The organism is Streptomyces sp. NPDC033966, from assembly GCF_055575955.1.
The window spans coordinates 147,924-165,799 of sequence record NZ_JBVIRQ010000008.1 but is presented as its reverse complement, the minus strand read 5'-3'; the positions used below and the strand labels follow the sequence as shown (position 1 = coordinate 165,799).

Here is a 17,876-nt window from a genome sequence, read left to right as displayed (position 1 = left end):
CCCGCGACACCGGAAGGTGCAGCCATGACCAAGCGCGTGCTCAGCGACCACCCCCTGGCCAACCCCGGGAAGCTGTTCATCGGCGGCCAATGGGTCCCCGCCCGGGACGGCCGCACGGAGCCGGACATCAGCCCGATCGACGGCCAGGAGATCGTGCCGGTGGCCCAGGCCGCCGCGACCGACGCGGACGCCGCCGTCGCGGCCGCCCGCGCTGCGTACGAGGAAGGCCCGTGGAGCCGGCTGTCCGCCCAGGAGCGCGCGCTGCGGCTGAACCGCGTCGGTGAACTGATCGAACGGGACCTGGAGGAGATAGCCCTGCTGGAAACGGTGGACATGGGCAAGCCGTTCGCCTTCTCCAGCACCGTCGACGCACCCATGGCCGCCCAGCTGATGCACTACTACGCCGGCGCGGTCACCCGGGTCGACGGCTCCTCCCGGGCCCCCGCCGGCGGACAGCTCGCCTACACCCTGCGCGAACCCCTGGGGGTGGTCTGCGCCATCACCCCCTTCAACTTCCCGCTCCTGCTGTCGATGACCAAGATCGCCCCGGCCCTCGCGGCCGGGAACACGGTCGTCCACAAACCCTCCCCGGCCACCCCGCTCACCGCCCTGAAGATCGCCGAACTCTTCCAGGAGGCGGAGATCCCCGACGGTGTCCTCAACGTCGTCACCGGCCCCGGAGTCGAGCTGGGGGAGACCCTCACCGGCCACCCCGACATCGACAAGATCGCCTTCACCGGCTCCACCGCGGTCGGCCAGTCGATCATCCGCAAGTCCGCGGGCACCCTGAAGAAGGTGACGATGGAACTCGGCGGCAAGTCCGCCAACATCGTCTTCGCCGACGCCGACCTCGACGCCGCCGAGGAACTCGCCTTCTTCGGCATCTACTACAACAAGGGCGAGATCTGCACCGCCGGCTCCCGGCTCCTGCTGCACCGACCCGTCCACGACGAGATGGTCGAACGCCTGGTCCGCCGGGCCGCCGCCCTCAAGCCCGGGGACCCGCGCGACCCGGAGACCCTCTTCGGACCGCTCGCCCACCGCGCCCAGTTCGACAAGGTCAGCTCCTACATCGAGGTCGGCGAGAAGGAAGGCGCCCTGCTGCGCACCGGAGGCGCCGGCTGGACCCCCGAAGGAGCCTCCACCCAGGGCCTGTACTTCCTGCCCACCGTCTTCACCGGCGTCGACAACGGCATGCGGATCGCCCAGGAGGAGATCTTCGGCCCGGTCCTGTCGGTCATCCCCTTCGACACCGAGGAGGACGCCGTACGCATCGCCAACGACAGCGCGTACGGCCTCGCAGCCGGGGTCCACACCAAGGACCTGCGGCGGGCCCACCGGGTCGCCTCCCAGATCAAGGCCGGGACGGTCTGGGTCAATTGCTACAACCAGTACGACCCCTCCGTGCCCTACGGCGGCTACAAGGCCTCCGGCTACGGGCGCGAGTGCGGACCGGAATCCCTTGAGAGCTACACCCAGACCAAGTCGGTCTGGATCGGCATGGACTGACACCACACCATCGAGGAGCCACTCATGCGGACAGGCATCATCGGCACCGGCCGGATCGGCTCGACCCTCGCGAGGATCCTGGTGGCGGCCGGCCATCCGGTCGTCCTCGCCAACGCCACCGGGCCGGGCTCACTCGCCCCGCTCCTGGCCGAACTCGGCCCCGGCGCCACGGCGGCGGCGCACCCCGTCGAGGCGGCGGGCGAGGCCGACCTGCTGGTGCTGATGGTGCCCTTCGCCGGCGTGCGCGGGCTGCTGCCCCCGCACGTCGTGCAGGACAAGGTGCTGGTGGACGCCACCAACGCGTTCAGCGGCCCCGGCACCCCCGCCGACCTCGGCGGGCGCGGCTCCAGCGAACTCGTCGCCGAGTGGTACCCCGGCGCCCGGGTCGTGAAATCCCTGAACACCATGCATTTCGAAACCCTCGCCGCCGCCGGTACCGCCTCCGGCCGCACGGCATCGGAGCGCCTCGCCCATTACACGGCGGGCGATGACACGAAGGCGAAGGAAATGGTCGCCGGAATCATCACCGACCTGGGATACGCCCCCGTCGACACCGGCCCGCTGCACTCCGGAGGAATTCTCCAGCAGCCCGGCGGTCCCCTCTTCAACCGGTCGCTCACGGAAGCGCAGGCGCTCGCATGGATCTGACGCGCATCGAACTCACCCTGCACGTGAACGGAAGACCCGAGGAGTTCGCGGCCCCGCCGAGCGAACTCCTCGTGGAACGGCTCCGCGACGGACTCGGGCTCACCGGCACCAAGGTGGGCTGCGACACCGGCCAGTGCGGGACCTGCGTGGTCCGCCTGGACGGCAGGTCCGTCAAGAGCTGCCTGATCCTCACCGCCTCCGCCGCGGGCTCCGAGGTCACCACCATCGAGGGCGTCACCGCCCCCGGCGGGGAGCTGACCGGCCTCCAGGAGGCACTGCGCCAGGAGCACGGCACCCAGTGCGGCTTCTGCACGCCCGGCATGGTGATGGCCCTCGGCGAGCTCGTCGACTGCGCTTCCGGCGGCCCGCCCCCCTCCGAGCCCGAGATCCGCGAATGGCTCACCGGCAACCTGTGCCGCTGCACCGGCTACCACAGCGTGGTCCGGGGCGTGCAGCGCGCCTGCGCCCCCGCCGAACCCGAAGGGCGGTGACCGCGATGACCACCGTCCAGCCGGAACAGGAAGAACAGGCACGGGGCGGCGTCCTCGGCCGCCCCCTGGACAGCCGCGAGGACCCGGGGCTGCTGCGCGGCGAAGCCGTGTACGTCGCCGACATCGACCTGCCGGGAACCGCCCACATGGCCATCCTGGGCAGCCCCGTGGCCCACGCCAGGATCCTGTCCATCGGGACCAAGGCCGCCGAGCAGCTCCCGGGCGTACTGAAGGTGGCCACCGCCGCCGACTTCCCCGACGTGATGCCGCTGCCCTGCATCTGGATACCCGGCGGGGTCGAGAGCCACTTCCCGCCCCACCCCTACGGCCTCCCCGGCGCCCGCCCGGTGCTCACCGGCGACACCGTCCGCCACGTCGGCGACCCGATCGCCGTCGTGGTCGCCGAGACCCCGCGCCAGGCCGCCGCCGCGCTCGCCGCGATCACCGTCGAGTACGAGCCGCTGCCCGTCGTCACCCGCGCCGACCACGCCCTCGCCGAAGGCGCGCCCCAGCTCCACGAGGCCGTCCCCGGCAACCTGAACGCGTACTGGACCTGCGGCGACGAGGAGCGCACCGACGCGGCCATCGCCGCCGCCGAGGTCACCGTCGAGCTGGACCTCGTCAACCAGCGCACCATCAACAGCCCCATCGAGCCGCGCGGAGCCGTCGGCGTGTACGACCCGGCCACCGGCGAGTACACCCTCCACGCCTCCACCCAGGGCCCGCACAACCACCGCTTCCTGCTCGCCGCGCTGGTCCTCGGCATCCCCTTCAACAAGCTCCGGGTGATCGCCCCGACCGTCGGCGGCAGCTTCGGCACCAAGGGCTACCTCTACCCGGACATGGCGCTGGTCCTGCTGCTGTCCAAAGACCTCGGCGGCCGCCCCGTCAAATGGGTCGACACCCGCACCGGCCTGATGAACTCCACCGTCCAGGGCCGCGACCACCGCCAGCACGTCACCCTTGCCGGCACCCGCGACGGCCGCATCACCGCCGTGCGCTGCACCAGCTACGCCAACCTCGGCGCCTACCCCTCCACCATCGGCCCCGGAGTCGCCACCGCCCTGATGGGACGCTCCATCAGCGGCATGTACGACATCCCCGCCGCCTTCTGCGAGGTCTACGCCGCCTTCACCAACACCGTCCCGCTCGGCGCCCAGCGCGGCAGCGGGCGCGCCGAGGCCGCCTTCCTGATGGAACGGCTCGTCGACCGCTACGCCGCCGAGATCGGCATGGACCCGGCGGAGGTGCGCCGCCGGAACCTGGTGCCCAAGGAGAAGTTCCCGTACGACAACGGCCTCGGCTGGACCTACGACTCCGGGGACTACCGGCTGAACTTCGACCGGGCCGTCGAACTCTCCGGCTACGACCGGATGCCCGCCCGCAAGGCCGCCGCCCGCGCCCGCGGCAAGCGCCTGGGCGTCGGCATCGCCACCTACGTGGCCGTCTGCGGCGTCGGCCCCTCCACCCGGATGTCCAAGGAGGGCATGCTCGGCGGCACCTGGGAGAGCGCCAACATCCGCGTCCACCCCACCGGCGAGGTCACCGTCACCGTCGGCTCCGCCTCCACCGGCCAGAGCCACGGCACCGTCTTCGCGCAGGTCGCCGCCGACGAACTGGGCATCGACCCCGGCCAGGTCCAGGTGTACGAGGGCGACACCCTCAAGGCCCCCTACGGGCAGGGCACCTACGGCTCCCGCTCGTACAGCATGGCCGCCCCCGCCATCGCGCTCACCGCCCGCAAGATCAAGGCGAAACTGATCCGGGCCGGAGCCGTCTTCCTCGGCGTCCCCGAGGAGCGGGTGGTCTACGAGAACGGCGGCGTCCACGAGGCCGGCAACCCGGAGAACGCGAAGACCTTCGCCGAACTGGCCATGGCCATGTGGTACGGCTGGGGGCTGCCCCCGGAGATCGAGCCGGCCCTCGACGAGACCACCCACTTCGACCCGCCGGACTTCAACTACCCCTTCGGTACGCACATCGCGGTCGTCGAGGTCGACGAACTCACCGGAGAGACCGAGGTCGTCGACTACACCGCCGTCGACGACGCCGGGCACATCGGCAACCCGAAGGTGGTCCTCGGCCAGATCGAGGGCAGCATCGTCCACGGCCTCGGCCAGGCCCTGATGGAAGCCGCCGAGTACGACGAGAACGGCGTCCTGATCACCTCCGACCTGCAGAACTACGCCCTGCCCCGCGCCGCCGACGCGCCCTTCTTCACCCTCGGCAGGACCGTCACGCCCTCCCCGCACAATCCGCTCGGTGCCAAGGGAGCCGGGGAGATCGCCACCGTGCCGCCCGCCGCCGCCGTCGTCAACGCCGTCGTCGACGCCCTGTCCGACCTGGGCGTACGGCACATCGACATGCCGCTCACCCCCGAGAAGGTCTGGCGCCGCCTGAGAGGGGAAGCCCCGTGATCCTCACCGACTTCGACTACGCCCGGCCCGCCGCCCTGGACGAGGCCCTCACCCTGCTCGCCACCCCCGGCGCCCGGGTGCTGGCCGGCGGACAGAGCCTGCTGCCCGGCCTGCGCACCGGCGCGGAGCGGGCCCGCCTGCTCGTCGACGTACGCCACCTGGCGGAGCTGCGGGGCGTCGCCCGCACCGGCGGGACCCTGCGCGTCGGGGCCCTGACCACCCTCGCCGAACTCGCCGCGCACCCGCTGGTGCTCGACGGGGCACCCGAGCTGGCCGCCGCCGCCCGCGCCAACGGCGACCCCCAGGTCCGCAACCTCGGCACCGCCGGCGGGAACCTGGCCGCCGCCGGACGCGCCACCGACCTGCCCGTGGCGGCCCTGGCCGCCGGCGCCCGGGTGGAACTCGCCGGCCCCGGCGGGCGCACCACCGTCGGCGCCGAACGGCTCGCCGCCTCGGGAGTGCCCGCCGGATCGGTGGTCACCGCCGTGCTGGTGCCCGCCGCCGGCCCGGCCGCCGCCTTCGAGAAGGCCGCCGACCGGGCCACCCGCTACCCGCTGTGCGCCGCCGCCGTACGCATCACCCCCGACGGGCCGCGGATCGCGGTCACCGGAGCCACCCCGCGTGCCCTGCGCCTGCGCGGGGTCGAGGACCGGCTGCGCGGGGGGCCGTACACGACGGAGGCGGTGCTCGCGGCATTCCGAGCCGAGCCCCGGGAGCTGTTCGTCCCCGGGCGCGGCACCTCGGCCGAATACCTGGGCCACCTCGCGGGCGTACTCACCGCCCGCGCGCTGGCCCGGGCGGCCCTGATCACCGCCTGACGGCCCGAGGGCAGCCGGGGGGAGTGGAGTTGACCAGAGTGGCCGAACCGACCGAGACGAGGGACACGGGAGACACCGCGAGCGGGGGCGCCGCCCGCACGGCGAGGGCCTCCGGCTTCCGGGTGGTGGGCGCGGTCCTCGTCCTGCTGATGCTCTCCTCCTCCGTGCCCTCCGCCCTGTACGTGCTCTACCAGCAGGAATGGGGGCTGTCCTCCGGCGTGGTCACGGTGGTCTTCGCCGTGTACGCCGTCACCGTGCTCACCGGCCTGCTGCTGTTCGGGTCCCTCTCGGACACCCTGGGCCGGCGGCCCGTCCTGGCCGCCGCACTGGTCCTGGCGATCGTCTCCATGGGCCTGTTCGCCGGGGCCCGGGGGCTCGGCCTGCTGCTCGCCGCCCGCGCCGTACAGGGGCTGGCGGTGGGACTGGCCACCGGGGCCATGGGCGGGGCCCTGCTGGAGCTGAGCCCGCGCTCGCGGCCCGCGCTCGGCGCCCAGGTCAACAGCGCCGGGCCCACCGTGGGCATCGGCCTGGGCGGGCTCGGGGCGGGACTGCTCGTCCAGTACGCGCCCGCGCCGACCGTGCTGAGCTACGTCCTGCTGGCCGGCGCCTTCGCGCTCGCGCTGGTCGGGGTGGCCCGGATGGCCGAGAGCGCCCCCGGCGCCGACGGGCGGCTGCGGGTGGTGCCCCACCGGATCCGGGTACCGGCCGCCGTGCGGCGGCGGTTCGCCGTGCTCGTACTGACCGTGGTGGCCGTCTGGACCGTCGGCGGCTTCTACCTCTCGCTCGGGCCGCACCTGGCCCTCGCCCTGTTCCGCAGCACCAACTACCTGCTGGGCGGGGCCACGGTGGCGCTGCTCGCCGGCGCCGCCACCGCCGCCCAGCTGCTGCTGGGCCGCACCGAGGCGCTGCGCACCGCCGTACTCGGCCTGCTCGGGCTGCTCGCCGGGCTCGCCCTGGTGCTGCTCTCCCTGGGCACCGGATCGGCGGCCGTGTTCCTCGCCGCCACCGCGGTACTCGGCGCCGGCTGGGGCGCCGCCTTCCTCGGCTCCTTCCGCGCCCTCAGCTCGCTCGCCGACCCGGCGCACCGCGGCGAACTCACCGCCGCCGTCTACGTCTTCGCGTACCTCGCCATGAGCGTCCCGGCGGTCCTCGCCGGACTCCTGACCAACATCCACGGCCTGCAGCGCACCTCGGTCGGCTTCATGGCGGCCGTCGCCGGGGTGTGCGCGCTGGCCCTGCTGACGACCCTGCGGCTCGCCGCGCGCACCAGGGCCGAGGGGAGCGCCGCGTGAACACCGCAGAACTGCGTACGGCCCTGCGCGGACTGGAGATCTTCGCGCAGATCACCGAGGACCAGCTGGACTGGCTGGCCTCCGTCTCCGATCCGCGGGTCCTCGCCGACGGGGAGGTCCTCTTCCGCGACGGGGAGCAGGCCACCGGCTTCCACGTCCTGCTCTCCGGCGGACTCGTCGTCACCAAGGTCGTCGACGGCCGCGAGGAGGTGCTCACCCGGCACTCCACCGAGGAGGAGAGCGCGGCCGCCGAGGACCACGACGGCAAACCCTCCGCCGCACACCGCTTCACCGGGGAACTGCCCCTGCTCACCGACGGCTCCTACGTGGCCACCGCGTCCGCGAGCGGGCCGGCGACCACCGTCGTCGCCTACCCGAAGCCGGTGTTCTTCGAGATGCTGACCCGCTGCCACGGGGTGGCCGCCGTACTGATCCCGGTACTGGCCTGGCGGATCAAGTCCTCCGAGGTCCAGGCCCGCAAACGGGCCACCGTCGAGGCCCTCGGCACCCTGGCCGCAGGCCTCGCGCACGAGCTGAACAACCCGGCCGCGGCGGTCGCCCGCGCCGCGCAGGAGCTGGCGCCCGCCCTGGACCGGCTCACCGCCACCGCCTGCGCGTGGGGCGCGGCCGCCTCCGGCGCGGAGCGCTCCGTACTGGACCGGCTCGCCGAGGAGCTGGACAAGCTCCCGCCGCCGGACACCACCGACCCGCTCGCCCAGGCGGACGCCGAGGAGGAGATCGCCGACTGGGCCGAGGAGGCCGGCGCCGAACGCCCCGGGCTGCTCGGCTCCGGCGCCGCCGACCTCGGGCTGCAGCTCGGCTGGCTGCTGGAGCGGCTGGAGGGGGTCGGCGAGGCCGCCCTCCCCACCGCCCTCGACCACCTGGCGGCGCTGCTGGAGGCCCGCTCGCTGGCCGCCGAGCTGCGCGCCGCCGGGCCCCGGATCTCCCAGCTGGTCTCGGCCACCCGGGACTACGCCAACCTCGACCGGGCCCCCGAGCAGCGGTTCTCCGTACCCGACGGCCTGGAGAACACCCTGATCGTGCTGCGCTCCAAGCTTCCGGGCATCACCATCGTGCGCGAGTACCAGGCCGGCCTGCCCGAACTGGACGGCTATCCGAGCGAGTTGAACCAGGTGTGGACCAACCTGGTCGACAACGCGGCCGAGGCCATGGAGGGCTCCGGCACCCTGACCCTGCGGGTGCGCGCCGAGGGGGCCTGCCTGGTCGTGGAGATCACGGACACCGGCCGCGGGATCCCCGCGGACTCCCTGCCGCGGATCTTCGAGCCCTTCTACACCACCAAGGACGTCGGCAAGGGGACGGGCCTCGGCCTGCACCTGAGCTACCGCATCGTCACCCAGCGCCACCGCGGGTCGATCACGGCCCGCTCCAGGCCGGGGGAGACCCGGATGGTCGTGCGGCTGCCGCTGAGCGCGGCCGCCGCCTGCGCCGAACCGCCCGCCGGAGCCGGAACAACCTCCACACCCTGAAAGGGAGTCGAACATGGCCAAGTACGACATCGCCAAGCTGCACCCGGTCTTCGTCCGCCAGATGGAGGCGCTGGCCGCCCTGGACATCGAGGCGGTGATGAAGAACTACACCGACGACGCCGTGCTGCTGCGCTTCGAGGGCGCGTCGGTGGGCATCGAGGCCGTTCGCGAGACGTTCACCGGCTATCTCACCGTGAAGCCCACGCTGGTCGAACTGCAGGAGTACATCGAGACCGAGGACACCATCTTCTACCGGGCGATCATGAACCTGAACGGCGAGCCGGAGCACGCGTTCGGGACGCTAGTCGTCCGCGATGGCCGGATCTGGCGCCAGACGGCCGGCTTCGGCGGCTGACGGCCCTTTCGTGGGTAGCGTGAGCGGGGAGGGCGGGGACCGCGCCCTCCCCGTATGCGTGAATGACTTTCGCGAAGGGGAGGCCATGGAGCAGGAAACCAACCGGGTGGAGGCGTTCAGCGACGGCGTATTCGCCATCGTGATCACCATTCTGGTGCTGGAGTTAAAGGTTCCGGAAGAGCAGGGTTCGGAGCTGTGGCACGGACTCTGGGAGCAATGGCCGCACTACGCGGCCTATATCGTGAGTTTCCTCATCATCGGCGTCATGTGGGTGAACCACCACACGATCTTCAGTCACCTGAAGCGGGTCGACCGGCCACTGTTGTTCCTGAATCTCCTGGTGCTGATGGTGGTGTCAGTGATTCCGTACACCACCAACGTGCTCGCCGAACACCTCACGGACGGGGAATCGGCCAATGTGGCCGCAATCCTCTACAGCGCGTGGACCGTCGTGTACGCTCTCGCCTTCCTGGCCTTCTGGTGGTACGTGACCAAGGTCGGGCACCTCTTCCACGAAACGGTGGACAAGGAAGGGGCCCGGGCCACCCGCGTCCGATTCGGGCTCGGCGCGGTCGCCTACCCCTTGACCGTGGTTCTGTCCTTCTTCTCGGCACCGCTCACTCTCGTCGCACACTTCCTGATCGCGCTCTACTACGCAGCGAACCAAATCCCGATCCCGCTCGTGGTAGAGGAAGAGCGGCTCGAATCTGCCAGCGACCTCAGGAAGTAGCCGCCGGGCCCTACGGCCGTTCTCCGCGGTCCAGTAGGGTCAAGGATCTAGTCTGGTCGCGGGGGAGGCCCAGATGGTTCGCGCAGTGCTGCCGGAGGATTCCACCAGGGAAATCTCCGAATTGATCGACGTATTGATCTCGCTTTTCTTCGAGTCCTTACCTCGGCGGGACCAGCGAAACTGGGCCCGCGTTTATCTCAACGGGCTCGTCCGCACCACCGGGAAGAAAACAATCCGAAACATCGCCGGAACAGGGGCGAGTTCCGTCGAGCAGAGCCTCCAGCAGTTCATCAGCAAATCGCCCTGGGACTGGACCCCCGTACGCCGGTCCCTCGCCCAGCACCTCGAACGCACCGCCCAGCGCCCGCTGGCCTGGGTGGTGCAGCCCATGGTCATCGAGAAGGCCGGCGACCGCTCCGTGGGCGTCGGCAGGCAGTTCGTACCCCAGCTCGGCCGCACCGCCAACTGTCAGCAGGCCTCCGGAATCTGGCTCGCCTCCAGCGAGGCCAGCTTCCCCGTCGAATGGACCCTCACCCTCCCCGCCCCGTGGACCGGCGAACTGCTGCGCCGCCGCCGCGCCGGAATCCCCGACACCGCGCGGTCCCTCACCCCCGCACAGGACGCCGTGCACGCCGTACAGCGCATCGCCGCGACCTGGCAGCTCCAGCGCCGCCCGGTCGTCATGGAGGTCTCCAACACGGACCTCCCGCAGACCATCGAGGCCTTCGCCCTCCAGGACATCCCCTTCGTCCTCAAGGTCGACGGCTCCCTGCCCGTCTCCTTCGGCGGCACCGGCCGCCACAAGCCCGGGCCGTACACCGCGCCCGCCCGCGAACTGATCGACTCGCTGCGCTCGCAGCGGCGGGTCGTCGAATGGACCCGGCACGGCCGCACCGAGGGAGCGGTGACCCTGCTCACCTCGGCCGCCATACTCGCCACCCCCGGCGAGGAACGCCCCGCGCCCGCGCCGCCCACCCCGCTGCTCCTGATGGGCGCCTGGACCGAGACCTCCCTGCTGCCCTCCGAGTTCTGGATCACCAACATCGGCGACCGGCCGCTCGCCCAGCTCTTCCTGCTGGCCAAACTCACCGACCGGGTCGCGCTGGACTTCACCGAGACCTGCGAACCCGTCGGCATCCGTGACTTCGAGGGCCGCTCCTTCCGCGGCTGGCACCACCACGCCACCCTCGCCAGCGTGGCCCACGCGGCCAGGCTCCTCGGCACCGGCGGGCGGACCCCCGACCCGGTGCCCCGTAGCGCCCCCGCCCGCTACCAGGGCCCCGGCGCCGCCCGGCCGCCGTCCGTACTGCCGCCCCGGCCCCTGATCCCCGGGCAGTCGGCGCGCCGCGCCTACATCCCCTGACGCCCGCCGGCATCCCCTGACGCCCTGCGGCGCCACCGGGGCGGGCCCGGTGCCCGAGCGGCCCGGGCCGCCCCGGCCACCCCGCCGCCGACGGGGCGGACGCTACCCCGCCCCGCCCTTCACGTGGTCGATGACCTCGCGGAACTCGGCGGTCGGGGAGAACTCCACGAACTCGGTGTCCTCCAGCGCCACCGGAACGTGCCCGGGCCCCCAGTAGTAGGCGTCCCCCGCCGCGTACTCCTCGTCCCCCTGCGCGGTGCGCATCCTGAGGCGGCCCTTCAGGATGTACCCCCAGTGCGGGCACTGGCACATGTCCTCGGGCATCCCCTTGAGGGGCTCGCTCATGTCCGTGCCCTCGGGAAGGCGGAAGAACCCCACGGTGAGGTCCCCGCCGATCTCCTTGAGCCGTACCTCCAGGCCGTCGCCCCCCAGCTCGAGGGGCGTGTCTTCCCGCGTCGTCTTCGCCATGGCTCCTCCCGGTGGGATCGTCCTCCTCCCACTCTCCGCCCGGCGGTCCGCGCCCGCCCGGCGGACGGAGGTCCCGTAGGAAACGACCAGGCGGCCCGGAATGTCCTGGACGATCGGCCCGGGCTGCGTGCGCGCCAGGTCGTGGGAGAATGAAGTACGTGCGTTTCCTCGGCTGGCTGCCCCGTCGAGGCCGTAGAAAGATCCTTCGATCGACTGGGATGTTCAGCACGTGCGTTTCCTCAATGACCTGAAGCCGCCGTACGACCTCTCATAAAGCACCGAATGACATAGACTCCCTTGTACCGACTGACAAGGGGGCCTGTCCTCATGGACCGGTACGCGCTGTACGAGCGGCTATCTCGACTCACGGACGCAAGTACGTCCATCCAACGGCAAGACGAAGCCTGTCGCGCGGAAGTCGTGCGCCGCGGGGGCCGCGTAGTGGGGGAACCCTACGTGGACGAAGGGGTGTCGGGAGCGAAACCTCCGATGGAGCGCCCCGCCATGAAGCAACTGCTGAGCGAACTGGCCGGCGTCGACATCGTCATGGTGTGGAAGATCGACCGTATCGCCAGATCCTTCGTTGGCTTCGCGGACATCGTGCGGGAGCTGGACAAGGAAGGCGTGGCGCTCGTCTCCGCCACCGAACCCATCGACATGACCGGGGCCACCGGCCGCGCGATGGCCCAAATGATCGCCATCTTCGCCGAACTTGAACGCGAGATGATCAAAGCGCGCGTCAAGGACTCAATGCGCAAGGCCAAGGAAGACAAGCGCTTTCACGGGGGCCGCGTGCCCTACGGGCTCACCCCGGCACCGCACCCCGACGGCAAGGGCCGCGTGCTCGTGCGGGACCCTCACGCCGTCGGAGTGCTGCGTGAGGTAATGCTGTGGGTGCTGGAGGGTGAATCCCTTGCTGACTGTGCCCGCCGGCTGAACGAGCGGGGTGAGCCGACGAGTCGGCAACGAGGGGCAACGGCTAAGGGGGAACGCGCCCAGTCCGCAGCGTGGCGTACGCGGGCTCTCCGCTTCATCCTCTCGTCGCCCACGATGCTGGGGCACCGCCCCGACCCGGCAGGGGGTGTAGAGATGGACGAGGACGGCATGCCGGTGCTGGCATGGCCCCCCGTCTTCAGCCGGGACGAATTTGATGCGCTCCACAGCGTCCTGGACACCCAACTCGTAGCGCCGCGCAAAGCGCCTGCCGCGACACATTGGCTCTCGGGGGTTGCTCGTTGTTCCGAGTGCCACCGGAACCTGAAGCAGAGAACATCCCCGGACGGGGTAAAGGCGTTCACGTGCAACGGGGTATCCGAGACCGGACTTCACAAGCCGGGCGTGTACGTCAACATGCAGAAGCTCGTAACGTGGGTCAACGAGGAATTCCCGCGTGCGTATGGCCGCATGGATGAAGTGAAGCGCGTTTGGCACCCGGGGAGCGATGCAACGCGTGACCTGGCTCAGGTGAACCGGTCGATTCGAAGCCTTCGGGATGACCGGGACGCGGGTCTGTACGAGAGCGAAGAGGATGAAGCGGACTACCGTAGCCGACTCACCAAGCTCATTGCCCGCCGCAACGCGCTTCAGGAGATCCCGCACGAAGAACCCCATTGGGAGATGAAGAAGACTGGGCGTCAGCTGGGTGAGGTATGGGAAGAGGCTAGCCACGTTGAACGCGGCCGTCTGCTCATGGAGTACGGAATCCACGTCTGGGTAGCGCCCGCCACCACGCGGGCCGCGACCGTAGGTGACCGGGCGCACTTCGGACCGGCTGATCCGGACCCTGAGTCCGTCGAGCTGGAGGGCATCCTCCGCTCCGAGATGGCCAACTAGATGACGGGTTGGTAACATCGCTGGGCGCGCTGGCGATCGTCGGCGCGCTCGCTGGGCACCAAATTTCGCATCGTTCGCGGGCTGCGGCGTCGCCCTCCACCTCGTCGGCCGAGCGCCTCCGATGCAAAGAGTGATCCCTGCGGCTTCCTTGATTACCGTCTGTGCATGAATGTGCCTGATCGATGTGTGAAATGGCGAACCAACTGTCATTTTCACTTTTACAGTAACGCGTTAGAGAGAAAGTGAAAGCAGGGTCTAGTCCGGCATTCTCTCTCCGCAGTCCAACTTGGGTCCGCTGCCAAAGTGATGACGTCCCCCCATAACGAAGGTAGAGGGAAGAACGGCGACCGTCGCGATTGGCGGACGGTCCGCTCCCTCCGACGGCCGGCGCCGCTCCTGCGCTCCCGAACTCTCCTCCGGTAGAGCGCGGTCGAGCGGCGCCGGTGGTCCCAAGACTGGCCGGCCGTCATGTACGTCACCTGCGGGTGTGCGCCGAGCGGAGGGATGCTAGTAGCATCCGCCCACTGCATCTTGATGTTGTGGGGGCTAGGTTGACGCTGGCAGACGGCTATCTGTGGTCCAAGGACTTTTGGAACACCTTCCTGACCGTGCTTGCTGCGGTTCTGGTGGGGTCAGGGACGATTTGGGCGGCTCTCTATGTGGCCAACCCGAAGAAGCGACTGATCTGGCGAAACGACGTCAACGAGGCCATCATTCCTGACGGTGTTAGCACGCTGTCAGTACTGCACGCGGCAACGCCAGTGAGTGAACCCCGTCTAGTGGATCTTCAGGTCAAGAACAACGGGCGGCGCGACATTGAGCCCGGGTGGTTCAGTCATGACACGGACGCCTTGGTCTTCGACCTGGGAGCTCCAATTGTCCATCTGGTCGATGTTTCGACTTTCCCGAGCTCCGCGATTGCTCCCGGCGTCACCTATGCCGGAAGCAGGGTTCATCTGCATAAGAGCATGATTGCCAAGGACCAGCGGATCAAAATCGTAGCGCTTGTAGACGGTCCGGAAGGGAAGGTTCAGTGTCACGCGGCAGGGCTGCTTAACGTCCAGGTCCCATCGAAGCCGAGCGGTGAGATGAGCTTTCGGACGACTTCCGCGCGGGCGTGGAGCCTGGCTTTCCGAGTCGCTCCCCTTGCCGTGGCCGCCCTTATCGCGGTGGTCAGTGGACAGCTTGACCGGAGCCAGAAGGCGGAGGAGCGTCGCGAACGAGACGCTCGCATCGCTTCCTGCCTGTACCTGAGCGCACATGACCCGGTGAAGGCTCAGAAGGACTGCCCGGCGCCAAAAAAGCCGTAGTGATTCACGCTGGCTTTATCCGGTCGTTCGCTCGGGGCTTGCCGGCCTTACGGCTGAGGCCGCGTGAACACGAGGTTCGCGGCCCGCTGGAGACCTTCACCCTCGAAGGTCACCGACGCGCTGTGCCATCCGATGGCCGTGACGGCCTGGATCGCCCGGGCAACGTCCGCGTCGAGCTTCCCCGGGGCCGCGAAGTGCTTCCGGATGAAGACGGTGTCTCCGCGCGCCCACGCTTCGTCGGCCGCGACGTCGATCGGCGGGACGGCAAGCTTCCCCAGGATCTTTTTCAGCATGCGCTGAGCGTAGGCGACGACCACGGCGGGAGGTAGCGGAATGGCGTGGGACGGGAGTACTCGCCGGCAGCGCCTCCCGAAGGACTGGCCGCGGATCCGGCGCCGCATCATCCGCCGTGATGGCGGGGTCTGCACGGCCCGCTACAGCGACGGCCGACGGTGCGAGATGCCCGGGACGGACGTTGACCACATCATCCCCGGTGACGACCACCGGGACGAGAATCTTCAGCTTCTCTGCCCGTGGCATCACGCGCGGAAGAGCGCCAACGAGGGCGGCGCAGCTGCCGCTCGAACCCGCATTTTCACCCGCCGGCCGACGGCGACACACCCCGCGCTGGAGGACTGATGGCGGACACGATGAAGGCGGGGATCCCGCTCTACGCGCACCCCGGTACGAACGCCCGCTCATGGGCCGCGCTAGCCGCTGATGATCAGCCGGTTTCGTGGGTCGTCGTGAACCAGGACTCCGGTCCCGGCTCACCGGAGGACACGGTCCTGACGGCCGCCGCCAAGGCGGTGGGTTCGGGCGCAGTTGTCTGCGGCTACATCGACCACAACTACGGCGCCGTCCTGGACTTCACCATGAAGGGTCAAGCGGAAGAATGGGTGGCCCGCGGGATCACAGGCGCCTTCATTGACCGCGTGGCTTCAGGGTCCTCGAATGTGCAGGACGTAGCCCGGACCGTGCTGCACCTGCGGGAGTCGGGCATCACGTACGTGGTGCTGAACTGCGGTACCGTGCCTGACCCCAAGATCCTGGACCTGGGCGACGTGGTGGTGACGTTCGAAGGCAGCATGACTGACTACCGCACGTTGGCACTGCCTGCATGGCTCACTGCACTACAGCCTGAGCGCACATCCCACCTGATCTACGAAGCCACTGCGGACGAGGCAGTAGAGGCTGTGGCCCTGGCACGTAGGCGTGGGTGCCACCACGTGTACGCCACGTCAGCCACCCTTGCCAGCGGCAACCCATGGTCGACCCTGCCTGACTACTGGCCCCGCATGGTGGCCGCCCTGACCCGCTACCCATCGCGCCCTACGCATGCGTGGCCCCGATGAGCGGCGCACATGTGGTGCTAGAGGAGGAAGACGACACAGGCGAAGACGGCGTTCGTGTAACGCGCGTGATCGTCAACGGTGTCGACATCGGCACGGTGCTGGGAACGCCCAGGATCAAGGTTGGCACGGGCGGCAACGGTCAGGTGACGACGTTGACGGTCACGCTGGCGCCCAGTCGGCTGGAGGTACGAGGAGCCCTGACTGATGGAGATCGTCGGGCGCCCCGCGCCGGCTTCACTGCATTGGTGGGCGCCACCCCAGGGGGGTGACCCCCGGCGGCAAAACAGCCCGACCGTCAAGGTGCTGGTTCTCGCTGTCTGTACGGGTCTGGGAGATGCCGTCAAGGCGTCCTCAGGCGCTCGCTGGAGCGTCGGCCAGGGGTCGACTGGACTGCTTTGATCCCCGAAACGGGAGGCGGGCATACAGCGATCCGGTCTCACTTGCTTTCAAATATCCGCAGGTCAGACCATGGACTACCGTTACACGGCCCACTAGACTGGACCCCATGAACACACCCAACTGCGAGCGATGCGGCAAGCATCTGGGCGCGCGGCACTCGCACCGCGCGCGCTTCTGCTCGACTCGCTGTCGGGTAGCTGCGCACCGCGCGGCGAAGAAGGATGCGACTCCGTTGGAGCTGACGACCCGCGCCAGGTGGGTCCGGCGATCCGCAACGAAAGTCCCACTGACGACCGGTGGCATGCCGGCCTCGTCGACGGACCCGCGGACGTGGAGCACGCACCAGGACGCCGCCGCTTCGACGGTTGGCGTCGGTCTTGGTTTCGTCCTCTCTGACGACGACGACATTGTGTGCGTCGACCTGGACCACTGCTTGAACCCGCTCACGGGCCGTCTGGCGCCGTGGGCCGCAGCCATCGTGCGCGACGCGGGCGCCACCTACGTAGAGGTGTCCCCGTCCGGCGACGGCTTGCACATCTGGGGCCGCGCGGACGTTCGACAGGGACGCCGCATCCGACGCCCCGACGGTACGGCCGTGGAGATCTACGGGACCGGCCGCTACATCGCAATGACGGGGCGCCGACATGGCTTTTGCCCGTCCATCCTCGCGGACCTCTCCGCGGTGATTGCCAAGATGACGCAGTAGTCCCCGGCATGGGCGGCTCTGCCGTCCTACCCTGGGAGGGCTGATGGAGGACTGCCGAGACGGCCCCCACCCGTCGCACGTCTTTGACGGTGAAGAGGTGCACGTGTGGACTGACGGAGACTGGGAGCGGCTGTTTGGCGCTGAGTTTCTTGCGCGCATCAACGTGCCTATGTGGATCTCGAACGCGGGTGATGCCTGATGGGTGGCCGCGGACCAGCCCCCAAGGACCCCACTCGACGTCGCCGGCGCAACGCCGCGGAACCCGAGACAGTCATCACCCCCGACGACGAGATGCGCGGGCCGGAGCTTCCGGAAGGCGTGCTCGGAGTCGACGAGGAGACCGGGGAGTTCTTCCCTTGGCACCCCATGACTCAGCTCTGGTGGGACTCCTGGCGGACGTCGGCGCAGGCGCAGACGTTCGTGGCGACGGACTGGCTCTTCCTGATTGACACGGCCTTGATGCACCACACGATGTGGGCGAAGGGGCGTTGGGAGTTCGCCTCTGAAGTACGCCTCAGAGCAGCCAAGTTCGGCGCCACGCCGGAGGACAGGGCCCGACTGAAGCTGAAGGTCGACGACCCCGCGAACGCCCGGCAGGCGCCCGTACAGCGCCCCGACAACGTGAGCGACATCAACAGCCGTCGCGCTCGTCTGACCAGCTAGGAGACCGCGTGCCGCGCGCTATCGTGCGC

The 17,876-nt window shown here is 69.7% G+C and carries 18 protein-coding genes; 16 read left to right on the top strand and 2 right to left on the bottom strand.

Going from position 1 to position 17,876, the window contains the following annotated elements:
• Positions 1–24: 24 nt before the first annotated feature.
• The 10 genes from ACZ518_RS23460 (at position 25) to ACZ518_RS23415 (ending at position 11,113) form a co-directional block, all read left to right on the top strand.
• On the top strand, positions 25–1,509 hold the full coding sequence (locus ACZ518_RS23460; protein WP_469114960.1) for an aldehyde dehydrogenase family protein: 1,485 nt from the start codon (positions 25–27) through the stop codon (positions 1,507–1,509).
• Positions 1,510–1,533: 24 nt separating this feature from the next.
• Positions 1,534–2,157 (top strand): NADPH-dependent F420 reductase, encoded by a 624-nt coding sequence (locus ACZ518_RS23455; RefSeq protein WP_469114959.1) that lies wholly within the window; start codon positions 1,534–1,536, stop codon positions 2,155–2,157.
• Positions 2,148–2,648: a (2Fe-2S)-binding protein gene (locus ACZ518_RS23450; protein ID WP_469114958.1), complete on the top strand. Its 501-nt coding sequence runs from the start codon at positions 2,148–2,150 to the stop codon at positions 2,646–2,648. The genes ACZ518_RS23455 and ACZ518_RS23450 overlap by 10 nt, the downstream gene beginning before the upstream one ends.
• Positions 2,649–2,653: 5 nt before the next feature.
• Positions 2,654–5,065 (top strand): xanthine dehydrogenase family protein molybdopterin-binding subunit, encoded by a 2,412-nt coding sequence (locus tag ACZ518_RS23445; RefSeq protein WP_469114957.1) that lies wholly within the window; start codon positions 2,654–2,656, stop codon positions 5,063–5,065.
• On the top strand, positions 5,062–5,883 hold the full coding sequence (locus tag ACZ518_RS23440) for an FAD binding domain-containing protein (protein WP_469114956.1): 822 nt from the start codon (positions 5,062–5,064) through the stop codon (positions 5,881–5,883). Before ACZ518_RS23445 ends, ACZ518_RS23440 begins: the two co-directional genes overlap by 4 nt.
• 38 nt (positions 5,884–5,921) lie before the next feature.
• On the top strand, positions 5,922–7,175 hold the full coding sequence (locus ACZ518_RS23435; RefSeq protein ID WP_469114955.1) for an MFS transporter: 1,254 nt from the start codon (positions 5,922–5,924) through the stop codon (positions 7,173–7,175).
• Positions 7,172–8,665, top strand: coding sequence for an ATP-binding protein (locus ACZ518_RS23430; protein WP_469114954.1), 1,494 nt, complete (start codon positions 7,172–7,174; stop codon positions 8,663–8,665). The genes ACZ518_RS23435 and ACZ518_RS23430 overlap by 4 nt, the downstream gene beginning before the upstream one ends.
• Positions 8,666–8,678: 13 nt before the next feature.
• Complete coding sequence (locus ACZ518_RS23425) at positions 8,679–9,020, top strand: nuclear transport factor 2 family protein (protein ID WP_266578305.1); 342 nt, start codon at positions 8,679–8,681, stop codon at positions 9,018–9,020.
• An 85-nt stretch (positions 9,021–9,105) separates the two neighbouring features.
• Positions 9,106–9,750: a TMEM175 family protein gene (locus ACZ518_RS23420; protein ID WP_469114953.1), complete on the top strand. Its 645-nt coding sequence runs from the start codon at positions 9,106–9,108 to the stop codon at positions 9,748–9,750.
• A gap of 73 nt (positions 9,751–9,823) precedes the next feature.
• Positions 9,824–11,113, top strand: coding sequence for an IS701 family transposase (locus ACZ518_RS23415; protein WP_469114952.1), 1,290 nt, complete (start codon positions 9,824–9,826; stop codon positions 11,111–11,113).
• A gap of 102 nt (positions 11,114–11,215) precedes the next feature.
• Here ACZ518_RS23415 and ACZ518_RS23410 read toward each other — a convergent pair whose 3' ends face one another.
• On the bottom strand, positions 11,216–11,581 hold the full coding sequence (locus ACZ518_RS23410; RefSeq protein WP_469114951.1) for a cupin domain-containing protein: 366 nt from the start codon (positions 11,579–11,581) through the stop codon (positions 11,216–11,218).
• A gap of 327 nt (positions 11,582–11,908) precedes the next feature.
• Between ACZ518_RS23410 and ACZ518_RS23405 the strand changes: the two genes are divergently transcribed.
• On the top strand, positions 11,909–13,414 hold the full coding sequence (locus tag ACZ518_RS23405) for a recombinase family protein (protein ID WP_469114950.1): 1,506 nt from the start codon (positions 11,909–11,911) through the stop codon (positions 13,412–13,414).
• A 551-nt stretch (positions 13,415–13,965) separates the two neighbouring features.
• Positions 13,966–14,724, top strand: a complete 759-nt coding sequence (locus ACZ518_RS23400) for a hypothetical protein (RefSeq protein WP_469114949.1) — start codon at positions 13,966–13,968, stop codon at positions 14,722–14,724.
• Between the two features lie 47 nt (positions 14,725–14,771).
• On the opposite strand, the gene ACZ518_RS23395 is transcribed toward ACZ518_RS23400, so the two are convergent.
• Positions 14,772–15,041 (bottom strand): hypothetical protein, encoded by a 270-nt coding sequence (locus ACZ518_RS23395; protein WP_469114948.1) that lies wholly within the window; start codon positions 15,039–15,041, stop codon positions 14,772–14,774.
• 321 nt (positions 15,042–15,362) lie between these two features.
• Here ACZ518_RS23395 and ACZ518_RS23390 point away from each other — a divergent pair, with 321 nt between their 5' ends.
• The 4 genes from ACZ518_RS23390 to ACZ518_RS23375 all read left to right on the top strand — a co-directional run bounded on the left by ACZ518_RS23390 (position 15,363) and on the right by ACZ518_RS23375 (position 17,847).
• Positions 15,363–16,079, top strand: coding sequence for a spherulation-specific family 4 protein (locus tag ACZ518_RS23390; protein ID WP_469114947.1), 717 nt, complete (start codon positions 15,363–15,365; stop codon positions 16,077–16,079).
• Positions 16,076–16,348 (top strand): hypothetical protein, encoded by a 273-nt coding sequence (locus tag ACZ518_RS23385; RefSeq protein WP_469114946.1) that lies wholly within the window; start codon positions 16,076–16,078, stop codon positions 16,346–16,348. The genes ACZ518_RS23390 and ACZ518_RS23385 overlap by 4 nt, the downstream gene beginning before the upstream one ends.
• Positions 16,349–16,584: 236 nt before the next feature.
• A complete protein-coding gene (locus ACZ518_RS23380; protein WP_469114945.1) occupies positions 16,585–17,184 on the top strand; it encodes a bifunctional DNA primase/polymerase in 600 nt (199 codons plus the stop codon).
• Positions 17,185–17,382: 198 nt separating this feature from the next.
• Positions 17,383–17,847: a phage terminase small subunit gene (locus ACZ518_RS23375; protein WP_469114944.1), complete on the top strand. Its 465-nt coding sequence runs from the start codon at positions 17,383–17,385 to the stop codon at positions 17,845–17,847.
• Positions 17,848–17,876: the final 29 nt, after the last annotated feature.